Source organism: Paenibacillus sp. GCM10023252 (genome assembly GCF_042653305.1).
Classification (GTDB): domain Bacteria; phylum Bacillota; class Bacilli; order Paenibacillales; family Paenibacillaceae; genus Pristimantibacillus.
The window spans coordinates 310,185-324,728 of sequence record NZ_JBHSHW010000001.1 but is presented as its reverse complement, the minus strand read 5'-3'; the positions used below and the strand labels follow the sequence as shown (position 1 = coordinate 324,728).

Annotated in this window: 10 protein-coding genes; all 10 read left to right on the top strand. The window is 52.7% G+C overall.

Annotated elements, in window-relative coordinates; all coding sequences use genetic code 11:
* Window positions 1–93: 93 nt before the first annotated feature.
* The 10 genes from ACFO9Q_RS01575 to ACFO9Q_RS01530 all read left to right on the top strand — a co-directional run bounded on the left by ACFO9Q_RS01575 (window position 94) and on the right by ACFO9Q_RS01530 (window position 14,409).
* Window positions 94–303, top strand: coding sequence for a hypothetical protein (locus ACFO9Q_RS01575; RefSeq protein ID WP_379177936.1), 210 nt, complete (start codon window positions 94–96; stop codon window positions 301–303).
* 22 nt (window positions 304–325) lie between these two features.
* Window positions 326–1,570 (top strand): DNA polymerase IV, encoded by a 1,245-nt coding sequence (locus ACFO9Q_RS01570; protein ID WP_379178040.1) that lies wholly within the window; start codon window positions 326–328, stop codon window positions 1,568–1,570.
* Window positions 1,567–1,890, top strand: coding sequence for a YolD-like family protein (locus ACFO9Q_RS01565; protein WP_379177934.1), 324 nt, complete (start codon window positions 1,567–1,569; stop codon window positions 1,888–1,890). The genes ACFO9Q_RS01570 and ACFO9Q_RS01565 overlap by 4 nt, the downstream gene beginning before the upstream one ends.
* A 95-nt stretch (window positions 1,891–1,985) precedes the next feature.
* A complete protein-coding gene (locus ACFO9Q_RS01560; RefSeq protein ID WP_379177932.1) occupies window positions 1,986–3,512 on the top strand; it encodes a helix-turn-helix domain-containing protein in 1,527 nt (508 codons plus the stop codon).
* 4 nt (window positions 3,513–3,516) lie between these two features.
* Window positions 3,517–5,202: a sensor histidine kinase gene (locus ACFO9Q_RS01555; RefSeq protein ID WP_379177930.1), complete on the top strand. Its 1,686-nt coding sequence runs from the start codon at window positions 3,517–3,519 to the stop codon at window positions 5,200–5,202.
* Between the two features lie 94 nt (window positions 5,203–5,296).
* Window positions 5,297–6,604 carry an ABC transporter substrate-binding protein gene (locus ACFO9Q_RS01550; protein WP_379177929.1) on the top strand — a complete coding sequence of 436 codons (1,308 nt, stop codon included), beginning with the start codon at window positions 5,297–5,299 and terminating at the stop codon, window positions 6,602–6,604.
* Between the two features lie 80 nt (window positions 6,605–6,684).
* On the top strand, window positions 6,685–7,575 hold the full coding sequence (locus ACFO9Q_RS01545; RefSeq protein ID WP_379177927.1) for a carbohydrate ABC transporter permease: 891 nt from the start codon (window positions 6,685–6,687) through the stop codon (window positions 7,573–7,575).
* Between the two features lie 3 nt (window positions 7,576–7,578).
* Window positions 7,579–8,424: a carbohydrate ABC transporter permease gene (locus ACFO9Q_RS01540; RefSeq protein ID WP_379177925.1), complete on the top strand. Its 846-nt coding sequence runs from the start codon at window positions 7,579–7,581 to the stop codon at window positions 8,422–8,424.
* Window positions 8,425–8,450: 26 nt separating this feature from the next.
* Window positions 8,451–9,752 (top strand): Gfo/Idh/MocA family protein, encoded by a 1,302-nt coding sequence (locus tag ACFO9Q_RS01535; protein ID WP_379177923.1) that lies wholly within the window; start codon window positions 8,451–8,453, stop codon window positions 9,750–9,752.
* Between the two features lie 148 nt (window positions 9,753–9,900).
* Window positions 9,901–14,409, top strand: a complete 4,509-nt coding sequence (locus tag ACFO9Q_RS01530; RefSeq protein ID WP_379177921.1) for an endo-alpha-N-acetylgalactosaminidase family protein — start codon at window positions 9,901–9,903, stop codon at window positions 14,407–14,409.
* The last annotated feature ends 135 nt before the right edge of the window (window positions 14,410–14,544 follow it).

Genomic DNA, 14,544 nt, shown 5'->3' with positions numbered 1-14,544 from the left:
ACCGATTCGCTCTATGGCAAATATTATATCTAGAATAAGAACTCGTGTTCGGTATATAATAAGAACAAATGTTCCGTATCCAAGGAGGCCGTCATGCGAATCGAGAACTATAGAGGCTGTGTGGTTGATGTCATCTACCTGGATCGCAAGGGGAACACGACGAAGCGCAGGGTGAGCATCCGCACCGTTCCGCAGGAGGGCCGAGTGCTGGTCTACTGCTACGCAGCGGGGGCTCCCCGGCTGCTCATTACGTCGAATATATTAGCTGTGCAGCTGGTGAAGAGGATGAAGGACATTGGATAGGGAGGCCCGTGAGCGGGTAGTTATGCTGGCGGACTGCCAATCGTTCTACGCCAGCGTGGAGAAGTCGCAGAATCCCGAATACGAAGGACGGCCCCTCGTAGTGGCGGGGGATCCGAAGCGCAGATCCGGCATCGTGCTGGCTGCGTGCCCGCTTGCGAAGGAGAAGGGCATTACGACAGCGGAGAGGCTCGGCGAAGCGATATCCAAGTGTCCCGGATTGGTCATTGTAAGGCCTAGAATGGCGGAGTATATTCGGGTATCCATGCAGATTACCGATATCTACAAGTCTTATACGGACTTGGTGGAGCCTTACAGCATCGATGAGCAGTTCCTCGATGTCACGAGCTCTCTGCACTTGTACGGCGGACACGCAGAGAAGCTGGCGCTGCTCATTCAGGAGCGGGTTCAGGCGGAGACCGGGGTCTATTGCCGGTTCGGTATCGCGGAGAACAAGATTATGGCGAAGACCTCCTGTGACAACTATGCGAAGAAGAATACCTCGGGCATCTATACGCTAACGCGAGAGCGGCTGGAGAGCGAGCTGTGGGGCCTGCCCATTAACAAGCTGTTCATGGCAGGCAGCCGGATGACCCAGCACTTCAACGCGATGGGTATTCCGACGATTGGCGATCTTGCCCGAACACCGCTGCCGCAGCTGAAGCTGCTCATGCGTCGCAAGTTCGGCAAGAACTCCGACATTAACGCAGAGATGTACTGGCGCATTGCCAACGGCATTGATCCGAGCCCCGTTACGCCGGGCACCCATGATGAAGCGCCGAAGTCGGTCGGGCATCAGATGACGCTGCCCCGCGATTACAGCACGCTGGAGGACATTAAGGTCGTCCTGCTGGAGCTGACCGAGCTCGTCTGCCAGAGATGCCGGAGCAAGGGCTTCATGGGGCATGTCGTCACTGTAGGATGTATGGGGGCTGACTTCGACCGGCCGACGGGATTCTCCCGCCAAGCGAAGATGCTCGATCCGACCAACGTGACGAATCACGTCTATCGGGCGGCGGTAGAGCTGCTGGAGGAGCACTGGGACGGTCAGCCCGTCCGCAAGGTAGGGGTGGGACTTGCGCAGTTCAGCCAGGATGAGCACTATCAGATCTCCATGTTCGACGACCGCGAGCGCTCCATGGCGCTCGAGCGTGTAACCGATGCGCTGAAGGCGAAGTATGGCAATACCGCTATTATGCGAGCTGTATCTGTTACAGCAGCAGGACAGGCAAGAGACCGTTCAGGGAAGATTGGGGGCCATTACAAATGAGCAAAAAGCTTCAAGGAAATGGACTGTGGGAATCGAGCCGGATGATGCTGCCTGAGCATAAGCTGGAAATTATTCATAGCTCGAAGGAGCTGAAGCGCAGGCAGCCTATGGTGCTCGATGAGCAGGAATGGGAGAGCATCGGAAGGGCGATGGCACAGTCTCTGGCGCTGAGGCAGCCGATTGCCATTCGCATGTACCACCCGTTCGAGGAGCTGGCTGTGATTGGCGTCGTAGACCGGGTAGATAACCAGCGAGGCCGATTCATGGTAGACGGGGAATGGTTCGAGAGCCGGGATATTGAAGGGGTTGAGGAGGCTTAAGCTCCTTCGCATCCTTCGGGTACCCTCTATCCGAAAATTTGACATAGGTATAAGATAGGAGGTAGATAAGGTCAATACGTAAAGGGGACGTCACTATGCTAAAGCTAATCATTGCGGAAGACGAGAAGATGGAACGGGAAACGATCGAGTGGCTTGTCCATAAGCATGAGTTGCCAGTGAAAACCCGTACGGCCCATAACGGAGAAGAAGCGCTCCGACTTCATGCGGAAGATCCGGCCGACTTGTTATTCACCGATATCCGCATGCCGTTCGTTGACGGAATCGAACTCTCAAGGCTCGCAAAAGAGAGATCGCCAGACCTTCAAGTCATCATCTATAGTGCCTACGGAGAGTTCGAATACGCGCGAAGCGCGATGCGCCTCGGCATTACCGAGTACTTGCTGAAGCCTCTGGAAGTACCTTCGTTTCTTACGGTGATGAATCATAGCATTGAGAAAGCAATTCAGTCAAAGCTAGAACGCAAATATCAGCTCCGGGAGACGCTGCGCGAGTTGCTGTACCGCCGCCCTGCTCTCAGCAGCCCAGGCGGACCTGAGACGTCCGACGCGAGAGGCGAGCGATACCGGCTTGCCCTCGTTCAGACGAAGGATCCAGTATTCGACCGTGAATATGAGTGCTCCGAACGGAAAATCGAGGAGCTCCTTGAAGAACGTGGTACATACATCAATGTAAACGAGCGGTTAAGCGTTATTTTTTTGAGAGACTCCGTATGTTTATCAACCGCAATCGAGCCGCTCGGTCATTCGCTGCAACAACTATTGACAACAGAGTTTAATACCGCTTCCTTAATCATCTTTGGTAGACCCTCGACTATCCCTTCCGGTATCCGGGATGAATTCCAGCGCTTGGAGCAGGTAAGGGAGCTGGGTTTTTTTGCAGAGTGCAGTGTGGTATGGATGGATGGGGATACCGCTTCGGGACACGATGTAGCTTCGACCGGCGGGTATGGAGACGAGCGCCGTTCCGAAGATATTCAGGCGATGCTGAGCGAATGGTATAGCGACGTCGATCATGGCGATTACGATAATCTGGAGCAACGCATATCGGCCTTCTTCGCCAATAGGAGTGTAAAACCCTTATATCCATCCATGTTCGTCAAATGCCTGTTCGCAGAAATCGTTCGTCGCCTCCACGAGAAGCAGTCGCTGTCCTCCGAAGCAATGATGCAGGCACAGCAGGCGGTAATGCGCATGGAACATGCGACGAATATCCGCTTATTCGTCTTGAACCTGATTGCTGAGCTGCGCAGCAGCAGCACGAGCGCCGCCCCTTCCCCGAATGCCGGGCACGTCGCCGTGAACGAAGTGCTGCGCGCCATTCAGGAGAACTACGCGGAAGATCTCAGCCTCGAACAGCTCGCACAATCGGTCTATATGTCCCCCAGTTACCTCAGCTATCTGTTCAAGAAGAAAACAGGGCAAAGCTTAAGCAAATACTTGACCTCCTACCGGCTGGAGCAGGCAAAAGAGCTGCTGCAACAGACCGCGATGAAAGTCGTGGACATCAGCGCTCGAGTCGGCTATTCCAATGCTTGGTATTTTTCGCACTTGTTCAAAACCCAGTTCGGTGTTACTCCGGCGCAATACAGGGAAAGGAAGTGATCGCGTGAGGACGCTGCTGCTTGCTTTCCGCGATATGAGGATGTGGAAAAAGCTCGTTTTCTCCTATGTCGTCGTCGCCTTCATTCCCTTGCTCGTGCTAGGAATATACTCGTACGCCAACGCCAAAAGGAGCCTGGAGCGTCAACTGGAGATGACGACGAGCGACACTGTGCGCCAGATCGTGACGGAAATCCGTTACCGGATGAGCTTGCAGGAGAACCCGATCAAGTCGATCGTCTTCCATCCTTCGATTGCCCAGATGATGGACAGCAGTACTTCGCTGCTGACTTCCTATAATCTACACAAAGATATGGAGCCGATTCTATACAACTATATCTACTTCGGAAACGACATCAAGAAAATCATCCTCTACTCCGACGAATGGAACCGCACCGACGAAGAGTTGCTCCGATCGAGTCTTCTGGTAAAGGAAGAGTCATGGTATCGCGCCACGATGTCCAGCACGGCATCGCAGTGGTGGTACGACGGCAATCAACTGTTCGTGACGCGCAGAGTCATGGACCCGATCTCTTCCAGGAAAGTGGGTCTGCTCTATATGCAGATTGATCAAAAATGGCTGTTCGACAATCTCATCACCTCCCCGAAAATCCCTCAAGGGTTACTTCTAACAGATAACGAAGGACGAGAGCTATACCAATACGAAGCGCAAGGAACCGCGGACACAGACGGCGAGCCTGCTGCGTCCGGAACGTTACGCGAGCTCAACATCCCGGTACCGGGGACGAATTGGATGCTGAACTACCATGTGTCCGCAGCATCGCTTAACGAAGGAGCTGACGCCATTCTTGGCGCGACGTTCGCTCTGGCCTTCGTATGCCTGCTCGTCATTGCCGGCATCGTCTTATTGTTCTCTCGCCACTTCGTTCGAGGCATTCATCGCTTGAACGGTAAGATGCAGCTCGTCGAACAAGGGGAACTGGAAGTCTATATCGGCTCTACGGCTAAGGATGAAATTGGTCAGCTTACCAATCGATTCGGACGTATGCTGAGGCGCCTCAACGAGCTGATCGACGACGCCTATCGCAGCAAGATTGTGCTTAAGGAGGCGGAATTCAAAGCGCTGCAAGCTCAGATTAATCCTCACTTTCTCTACAACACCTTATCTTTCATTAACGCCAAGGCTCTTCGTATCGGAGACGAGGATATCAGCAAGCTCGTCACGCAACTCTCGCGATTCTACCGAACGACGCTCAACAAGGGCCGCAGCCTGACGACCGTCCGGGACGAGCTCGCCAATGTTGAGGCTTACTTGGACATCGAGCAGAGCCGCAACGACGCTCGATACGACATTGAATTCGACATCGACCCGGCTACGCTCCCGCATGCGATGATGAACTTGCTGCTTCAGCCGATAGTTGAGAACGCGGTTCACCACGGGCTCGCGGAGAAGCGGGGAGAGCGGGGGCGATTGACGATTACAAGCCGACTTGAGAACGGCATCGTCAGGTTCACGATTCGCGATAACGGGGTAGGCATGGACGAACGGACGCTCGCTGGTCTCTTCACTGAAGTACATAACAGCTATGGCGTTCGCAACGTGCATGAACGTATTCAGATTTACTACGGACTCGAATACGGCTTGGACATTCGAAGCCAGCTTGGACAGGGTACCGAGGTTTATGTTAGGTTTCCTTACGTGAACAACCCCAAATTGGCCGCTAATGCGTAAATTATTTGTACGAATCAAAAAAACTTTGGCTTTCTCCCGGCGTTAGCGCTTTCTATACTTAGAATGTAGACCTAATCGAAGGAGGATACCACGTATGAAAAAAAGATTAACGATTTTACTCGCCAGTTTGCTCGCGTTCGGCCTTGCGCTAACAGCCTGCGGCAGCAATGATGGCAACAATTCTAACACTCCATCCCCATCGGCTCCTGAGACCGAAGCCTCTTCCGGGGAGAGGACGAAGGTGACATTGGCTTATTGGGCCAAAGAAGAAAGCTTGAAAACGCTGCTCGACCTGATTAAGCAGAAGCTTCCGGACGTCGAGCTCGAGTATCAATTCATAGAGGTGTCCCAATTCTCCACGATCGTTCGAACGAAGCTCGCGGCGGGCGAAGGTCCGGACATATTCGGCGGCAACAACGTCATGGACCGCAATACCGTCAACCTCGGATACTTCGAGGATCTAACTTCCAGATACGCCGACAAATACCTGGATGCGGGCAAAGCAGTCGCAACCTACGACGGCAAGCTGTACGGATTGCCGCAAGCAAGCTGGTTCAACGGCATTTTCTATAACAAGGATCTATTCGCGAAATACAAGCTTAAGACACCGACGACGCTGGACGAGTACAAGCAAGTTGCAGAGACATTCAAGAAGAACGACATCGTTCCACAGGCGATTGGCTTGAAGAATCCGCTGATTGCTGGTCAATCGTTCATCGCGCTGGCCGTCAACGACTACCTCGGCACGTCAGAGGGCAAGGACTTCGACGAAGGCTTCTCGAAAGGCGAGAAGAAGATGGAAGACGCGCTTGCTCCAGCGCTAACGACCTGGTACGACACGTACATTAAGGGCGGCATCTTCAGTAAAGACGACATTGGTGTGGAACCCGATCAGGCGCTTGACTCGTTCGCGACGGGAAAAGCCGCGATGCTCCAATCCGGACCGTGGGACGTCGAAGCGATTCAAGCGAAGAATCCCGACATGAAGCTCGGCATGTTCCCGAACCTGGGCACGAAGGGCGGGCCAGGCTGGATGGTCGGAGGTCCAGGCGTCACATTCGCTCTGAACAGCCATTCGGAAGTGAAGGATGCCGCTTATCAAGTGCTTGACTTGATTACTTCGCCGGAAGGCCAACAGGCGTACTGGAACGACAATAAAGGCGGCTCCTCCTACGTGAAGGGCGTAACGTTCGAGATGCCGGAAGTATTCGCGGACTCCCAGGCGGCGTTCCAGGCCGGCAACGTCTACTATCCGCCGAACAAATGGGGCGTCGGCCGCGATCCGGGCTTCGAAGAGCTTGGCAGACAGCTTCAGGAAATGATTCTAACAGGCAAGTCCGAGGCTGAGGTCCTCGCCATAGTAGACAAGAAACAAGCCGATCTGTTGGCCAAATCGGAATAAACCATTCGACTTACACCTGAAGGGCAGCGTCCTGCTGCCTTTTCCTATCTCTGAACGGGCTTTGCGAAGGAGTGAACGACATGACCAAACGCCTAAAATTAAACGGAGAGGGGCTTCCTTACTTCCTGCTCATCATCCCCGCCGTCTTCGTATACGCCTTATTTTTTCTGTACCCGACGTTTAACGCGTTCTATTACAGCCTAACGAACTGGTCCGACGTCCACCCCGTACACGTCAGATTCGTAGGCTTGAAAAATTTCGCAGCTATTATGAACGACGAACTGTACCTGGCCGCCATAAAAAACACACTCCTGTTCGCCATCCTGACGACGATTTTTCAGAACGTATGCGCGATTCCGCTCGCCTTGGCGCTTAACCAGCGGCTGAAGTCGAAAAATTTCCTCCGCTCCATCTACTTCATGCCGAGTGTATTCAGCGTTCTCGTCATCGGATATTTATGGAACTACCTGCTTTCGCCAACGGACTTCGGCTTAATTAATCAAGGGCTGCAGGCGCTTGGTTTTCAGAAAATCAACTTTCTCGGCGATTCGAAGTTCGCCATGTATGCCGTTATCTTCACCCAGGTGTGGCAATGGGCCGGGTATCAGATGGTCATCTACCTTGCCAACTTGCAGAGCATCTCGCCGGAATATTACGAGGCGGCCAAAATCGACGGAGCAAGACGCTTCCAGACGTTCCGGTTCGTTACGCTGCCGTTGCTCCTGCCCGCCATTACGTTCTGCACGGTCACATCGCTTATCAGCGGAATGAAAGTATTCGACTCGGTGTTCGCATTGACGAAGGGCGGACCTGGGCACGCGACGGAGACGATTATTTCCGTCATGTTCAATAAAGGAATTGAAGAAGGGTTCTATGCACAAGGCTCGGCGTTTGGCATCGTGTTTATGATCGTCGTGGCCGTCATGACTTTCACTTATTTACGTATTTTGCGCCTTTGGGAGGGAGAGTAGCCGATGGCCCGGTCATCTTATTACCGCACGGAGCGCCGATTCCTTCTATCGCTGGAGACGTTCATGATTTTGCTCTCGATTATTTTCTTCATCCCGATCTATTACTTGGTCGTGACCACGTTCAAGACGCCCGAGCAAGCCTTACTCTATCCTCTCGGCTTGCCTTGGGACGCGACACTGGACAATTACGCCAGAGCGTTCCGGTCGATGAATTACATCAACGTACTCAAAAACAACGTTCTGATTACCGGCATATCCGTAGTCGGCATTGTACTCCTGTCCGCCATGGCAGGGTATGCCATCTCAAGGAGAGCCAGCCGGCTTAATCGGGGAGTGTTCGCTGTATTCCTAATCGGCATGATGGTGCCGTATCAGATCGCCCTGCTGCCATTGTACAAGCTCGTCAGAACGCTGCATCTCATGGATACGTTCGCCGCCGTCATTCTGCTCGAAATCTGCTATAACTTGCCGCTTGGCATCTTCATGTTCCGCAACTTCATCTCGTCGATTCCGCTGGAGCTGGAGGAAGCGTCCAAGATTGACGGCTGCGGCGTATTCGGCACCTTCTTCCGAATTACGTTGCCCTTGCTGAAGCCGGTTGTCGCTACCGTCGCCATCATTGCCGGTCTTAACACCTGGAACGACTTTCTGACCCCGCTGCTATTCCTGCATAAGAGGGAGCACGGCGTGCTGCTGCTCGAGGTGTTCCGCAACATCGGAGAGTTCTCGACGGACTGGACGACGTTCTTCCCGATGATGTTCCTCGCCATATTGCCCCTTCTGCTCTTCTTCCTGTTCATGCAGAAGTACATGATTGCAGGCATTACTTCGGGTGCAATCAAGGGATAACCCACATCAAGGAGAGTGTTCGTACAATGAAACCGGTAAAAGTCGTCCTGCTCGGTGCGGGACTCAGAGGGCAAATCTATACGGAATACGCCAATAGCCATCCCGAACGGATGCAAGTCGTCGCCGTAGCGGAGCCGAACGAGGAGCGCCGCCGCAAAATCCTCGTTCGTCACGGTCTGGACGAAAAGCGTGGTTATGCGGACTGGAAGGAGCTGCTGGACGCGATAACGGAAGGCGGCGCGGAGCTGAAGAACGGGGCGGGCCGTGCAGCTGGTTCTTCGAACAAGCTGTACGCTGACGCCGCCATCATCTGTACACAAGACAAGATGCATTACGAGCCGGCCATGGCCGCGATGGGAGCAGGTCTCCACGTCCTGCTGGAGAAGCCGATGTCGACCTACCCCGAGGAATGCATCCGGATGGGCAATATGGCGGCATCGAGCGGCAAGCTGTTCGCGATCTGCCACGTGCTGAGGTACACGCCATTCTTCTCGACGCTCAAGCAATTGCTCCAAGAAGGGCGGATCGGCAACGTCGTGTCGATCGTGCATAACGAGAATGTCGGCTACTGGCATCAAGCCCACAGCTTCGTCCGGGGCAATTGGCGCAAGGCGAGTGAGTCCAGCCCGATGATTCTGGCCAAATCGTGCCACGATCTCGACATCCTGCTCTGGCTTGCGGGAGCCGACTGCACGAAGGTATCGTCGTTCGGGTCGCTCTCCCACTTCCGCAAGGATGAGGCCCCGGCGGGCGCGCCGAAGCGCTGCCTGGACGGCTGCCCCGTCGCCGACAATTGCCCGTATTATGCGCCTCGGCTCTACTTGACGAGCGACACCGATTGGCCGACGAGCGCGATTAGCGATGATCCGAGCTACGAAGCGCGGCGGAGGGCGCTCGAGACGGGACCCTACGGCCGATGCGTCTATCATTGTGATAACGACGTCGTCGATCATCAGGTCGTCAACTTGGAGTTCGAGGGCGGCATTACGGCAGCGTTCACGATGAGCGCCTTCACGAATGAGATCGGTCGCACGATCAAAATCATGGGTACGCGCGGTGAAATTCGAGGTTCAATGGAGAAGGATGAGATCGAGATTACGTTGTTCGGCAGCGGGCGAACCGAGACGATTACGCTGAAGTCGCCCGGCGGGCACGAGGGGCACGGCGGCGGCGACGAAGGGCTCATGCGCGATTTCTGCCGCCTGGTCGCAGGCGGCTCGGCCGAAGGGGCTCGAACCGGGGCTTACCATTCCGTACAGAGCCATCTGATGGCGTTCGCGGCGGAGCGCTCCCGCTTGGAGGGCCGTGTGGTGTCGATGAGCGAGTAAACGCGACATCAATCGGATACGGCATTTCTAGTTCATGGTGGAGAGGGGGTGAGCAACTGAAGTAAGGGTCAAGGCGAGAGTTGGATGGGCATTATGCTGAGTTGCCAAGTATGAATCTATTACTTTGAAGCGAAAGGAAGAGTAGAGTATGATTTCCCAAATGAAAATAAGGTTACGTAAACAATATGTTCGTTGGGCCACCGCTTTCCTTTGTATGCTCACATTGATCTCCGCTACGCCGTTATTTTATCCAGAGGAGGCACATGCAGCTTCCGCAACGATCTCAAGTAACAGTCTTACGGTCGAAGTGGATCGTGACTTTCCCCGCGTTATCCAGTATGTCAAGACGGGAAAGGTGATCTACGGTCAGGAGAATAGTCTATCTAAGGTGAAAATCAACGGCGCGCTGTATACTCCTGTTGTGACCAGTACGATGACTTCGAGTAACGTCATTACCTATACGCTCACTATCTCAAGCCTCTCAATCTCCATAACGCTTGTGTTCGAGGTAGCGGGAGATGTACTGAGCATGAATATAACCGCTATCGACGATAGCGGGACAACGAAGGTGAATACGCTCGAAATTCCCGACTGGAATCTGATATCGGTCAAGCAGAGCCAAGCCGGATCCGCTATGGCGTATAACCTGAATTACGAATCGGTCGACACGATAGGGACTGTCGCGAATAAAGCGGTTGACAGCAGCCCTGTGCAAGCCGGTCATACGATACTGTATACGAACCAATTAGCCGCTGCAATCGAAGTAAGCTTAACCAGCCAGAATGTATACGTACAAACCGTGCAACAGGGAACGGATAAGCGGACCGGGGCATGGCCGTTCGAATATCTGTACCGTGGACCTGGTGGCGAAGCGATGGATCTCCCGTGGGCGAAAGTCGTCATTACGGAAGATCGCAATAACGATAGTACGATCGATTGGCAGGACGGGGCTCTCGCGTACAGGGACATCATGGACCCTATGCCCGGAGAGACCAACGACCCGGCCAATCAGTTAACGGAGAACAAGCTCGCGCAGCAAACGACGTTCATGAATATCGCGCTTAATTACCGCGGAAGGTATCCGTGGACCTATGAGAATATGCTGGATACGTTGAAAAGGCAAGCGTTAGCCACGGATAATTTTCCGCAAATGGTCGAATTAAAAAATTGGTTGGATAATGTCGGACACCCTCAAATTCATGGAACCGAGATGCTGGGAGGGGACGACAAGCTCAATTGGTTCATCGATGAGGCCAAGAATTGGAATATTAGCGTCGGGCTGCATACGGACAATGACTTGACCTACAAAGCAAGCAGCTTGTATGATGCCACGCCGAAAACTACAGCTCCCATCATCTGGGAATACTTCACTAGACTAAGTGAAGGCAGTACGATCAACCTGACGGAATATTGGCAATCGCATCTTCTCAATCAGCGTTATGACGCACTGCGCGCAACCTTCCCTAATCTGAAATTCGGTTATGTAGACGTAAAGCTGGTGGACGGCGGCCCGAATTCGAAATGGCAGCTCTATCAAATCGTGAAGCAGTTCAAGAAAAACGGATGGAATCTGGCAACGGAATTCCCGGTAGGTTTGAATGAGTACAATGCGGATATCAAACCTTATGCCAAAGGTGGAAAACAGTTACTTTGGGTTCATGCCTATATGGACGATGGAGATTCCAATATCCGCAGATTTATTATGAACGACAAGACGATCTTCGGCGTAGGCGACAGCAACTATCAAAATTTGCTCGGCTATGCCAATAAACTCCCTACAGACTCGGCTAATCAATACACGAACTATGGTTACCTAGGCTGGAGCTACAATAATAATTACAATAATGGAATCAATGGGTTCTGGAAGCAAGTCCTTGTCGATACGTACCTGAAAAACTTCAAACTGACGAAGGTCTTCCAAGATTCGGCGAATAACAACAATTGGACGGCATGGCTGGATCATAACGTGAAGTCGGTCTATGACGGCACCTACCGCAACGTGTACAGAGATAATGTGTTATATGCCAAGCTGAACGACAGTACGCAAGAGCTCTTCGTTCCCTATGAGCCGGTAGCGGAAAATAAAATCTTGACCTATATGTCTGCCGGAGGAACCCGAACCTGGACCTTGCCGCAAAGCTGGAATGGTCTGAGTACGGTGAAGCTCTATAAATTGTCGGATACGGAAGGCAGAGTCTACGTGCAGGATCTTCCGGTAACGAACAACCAGGTTACGATTAATTACTTAGCCAAGCAAGGTTACGTTATCTTGAAAGGAGCAAGCGCGCAAGCTCCCGTTATCTGGGGAGAGGGAAGCAGCATATCGGACTTCGAATTCAATAGCGGCGCCTTCGCCAGCTGGACCAAGAGCGGCACGGCAGCGATTACGATCGAGACAGATGCCAATGCCAACCGGTATCTGAAAATCGCCGGCAGCCCGGAAGGATCGGTCAGTCAAACGATCAGCGGACTAACCCCTGGCAAGTCTTACGCCATCACCGTATTCGGACAGTCGGAGGGCAATAGGGAAGCTTCGCTGGAAGTAAGCAATTACGGAGGCTCCCCTGTAGCCAGTTCGATTAACGGAAAGATTACGGTAGCCAAGGAACGTCTAGATTGGCCTCTGCTTAAAGTGAACTTTACATTGCCGGCTGGCCAGACAACGGCCAAGTTGACGTTAAGGGGACTTGCAAGCAATAGCGGCGCGGTAACGTTCGATGATCTACGCTTGAGAGAAGAAGAGAATCCTTACGGCGCTGGCGGACATTATTATTACGATGGGTTCGAGAGCACTCATTGGGCGGGCCCGTTCATGCACGACGAAACCGCAGACTTAGCTGCCGTAACGAATCTGAACGATCTTAAGGCCGATGGCACGCATAGTCCGACGCCATTCACCATCGATACGATTACAGGCAACCATTCCATGAGGGTGTATTACAATACGTTCGGAACGGTCGTCAAAACGCTGCCAAGCCTTCTCAAATTCATGCCTAACAAAACGTATAAGTTAAGCTTCAAATACAAGCCGCTCTTCGATTCGGCAGCCGGTTGGAGCTTCAAGCTGAGCTCGCCGGGTAAAAGAGTCGACTATGGCGTAACGGCATTAAACGGCGCCCAGGACACGATTAATACCGCCTCCTTACAATTCAGCACGAGAGATTTGGACGATGTTCAACTTCAGTTCGTCAATTCTTCAAACAAGAAAGGGACAGATCAAATCGCAGACCTCGTGATCGACGATCTTACAGTGGATGAAGTAACGGAAGACGGGTCGACCGTATTGCCGCTCAGGAACTTAGCATACGGGAAAGCGCCGACCTTCAGTACGACCTCTGTCTCTTCCAGCTATTTGGCCACCGATAACGATGCATCCAATTCAGCGGCATACACCAAGATAACCGCTAGCGGCCCGCAATGGATGCAGATTGATTTGGGTGGAATTCGTACGCTGAATGAGTTACAAGTATGGCATTATTACGCAGATTCCAGGACGTATCGCGACGTCATTCTGCAAGTATCGAACGACCCGACCTTCCAGACTAACGTAACCACGGTGTTCAACAACGACGCCAACAACTCCGCTGGACAAGGGATAGGAACAGATGCGGAGTATGCAGAGACGAAGAATGGCAAGACGGTCGTGTTCAATCCGGTTCAAGCACGCTATATCAGGCTGTGGACCAATGGCAATTCCGTCAATAGCGAGAATCATTATGTGGACGTAAGAGTCTTGAATTCGAACGACAGAGAGTCCATTAACGCCTTTAATCCGGCGCTTGGAAGAACGCCTACGTTCGATACGGCCGCGACAAATGCGGCATACGCGACGGATGGAACGAAGAACAAGTCCGTGGAATACGCAAAAACAACAGCAGCCGGACCGCATTGGATGCAGCTGGATCTGGGTGCGTCGTACAATGTTTCTTCCCTCAAGGTGTGGCATTATTACTTCGATGCCAGAACGTATCGGGACGTTATTATGCAGGTGTCGAATGATCCGACCTTCCAGACCGGCGTATCCACCGTGTTCAATAACGATGCCGACAACTCGGCGGGGCAGGGTGTCGGCAATGACGCGGAATATGCGGAATCATCAGCCGGGAAAGAAGTGAATTTTGCACCTATTAATGCCCGCTATGTCCGATTCTGGGCGAATGGAAATTCCCTTAACAGCGAGAATCATTATTTGGAGGTCGAGGTTAACGTCGCCGCCAATCTGGCCGCTAATCTCAAGCCAACCTTCAGTACAACGAATTACCTATGGGAAATGGCAGCAACGAACGGCAGCATAGGCGATTGGGTGGATATCAAGGATCCGGGAAGCCAATGGATGCAACTGGATCTGGGAAGGGCATTTCAGTTGAACACGCTCAAAGTGTTGCATTATTACAACGATTCCAGAACCTATCGTGACGTCATCATGCAGGTGTCGAACGACCCGACCTTCCAGACCGGAGTGACAACCGTCTTCAATAACGACGCCAATAACTCATCGGGACAGGGTGTCGGCAACGACGCGGAGTACGTGGAGACGAGCAGCGGCAAAGCGGTGACTTTTAGTCCGGTTAACGCGCGATATGTTCGGCTATGGACAAACGGCAGTACTGCGAACGCCTATAATCATTACGCAGAAGTAGAGGTATACGGCCAATAAAGAGAGTTGGTGGTGTTCAGGGATCCTCTGAACGGCGGAGAGGGAAGGTTGGGCCACGCACCAAAAAATAAAGGTGGCAAACCAGCGGTCCTCTGCTATAATAATCCTTATTAATTGGATGAAATAACTTCAAAT

Bases quoted from the DNA above. Each gene is read 5' to 3' on its own strand.
- ACFO9Q_RS01575 (WP_379177936.1), top strand. From the start codon at position 94: ATGCGAATCGAGAACTATAGAGGCTGTGTGGTTGATGTCATCTACCTG.
- ACFO9Q_RS01570 (WP_379178040.1), top strand. From the start codon at position 326: ATGCTGGCGGACTGCCAATCGTTCTACGCCAGCGTGGAGAAGTCGCAG.
- ACFO9Q_RS01565 (WP_379177934.1), top strand. From the start codon at position 1,567: ATGAGCAAAAAGCTTCAAGGAAATGGACTGTGGGAATCGAGCCGGATG.
- ACFO9Q_RS01560 (WP_379177932.1), top strand. From the start codon at position 1,986: ATGCTAAAGCTAATCATTGCGGAAGACGAGAAGATGGAACGGGAAACG.
- ACFO9Q_RS01550 (WP_379177929.1), top strand. From the start codon at position 5,297: ATGAAAAAAAGATTAACGATTTTACTCGCCAGTTTGCTCGCGTTCGGC.
- ACFO9Q_RS01545 (WP_379177927.1), top strand. From the start codon at position 6,685: ATGACCAAACGCCTAAAATTAAACGGAGAGGGGCTTCCTTACTTCCTG.
- ACFO9Q_RS01540 (WP_379177925.1), top strand. From the start codon at position 7,579: ATGGCCCGGTCATCTTATTACCGCACGGAGCGCCGATTCCTTCTATCG.
- ACFO9Q_RS01535 (WP_379177923.1), top strand. From the start codon at position 8,451: ATGAAACCGGTAAAAGTCGTCCTGCTCGGTGCGGGACTCAGAGGGCAA.
- ACFO9Q_RS01530 (WP_379177921.1), top strand. From the start codon at position 9,901: ATGATTTCCCAAATGAAAATAAGGTTACGTAAACAATATGTTCGTTGG.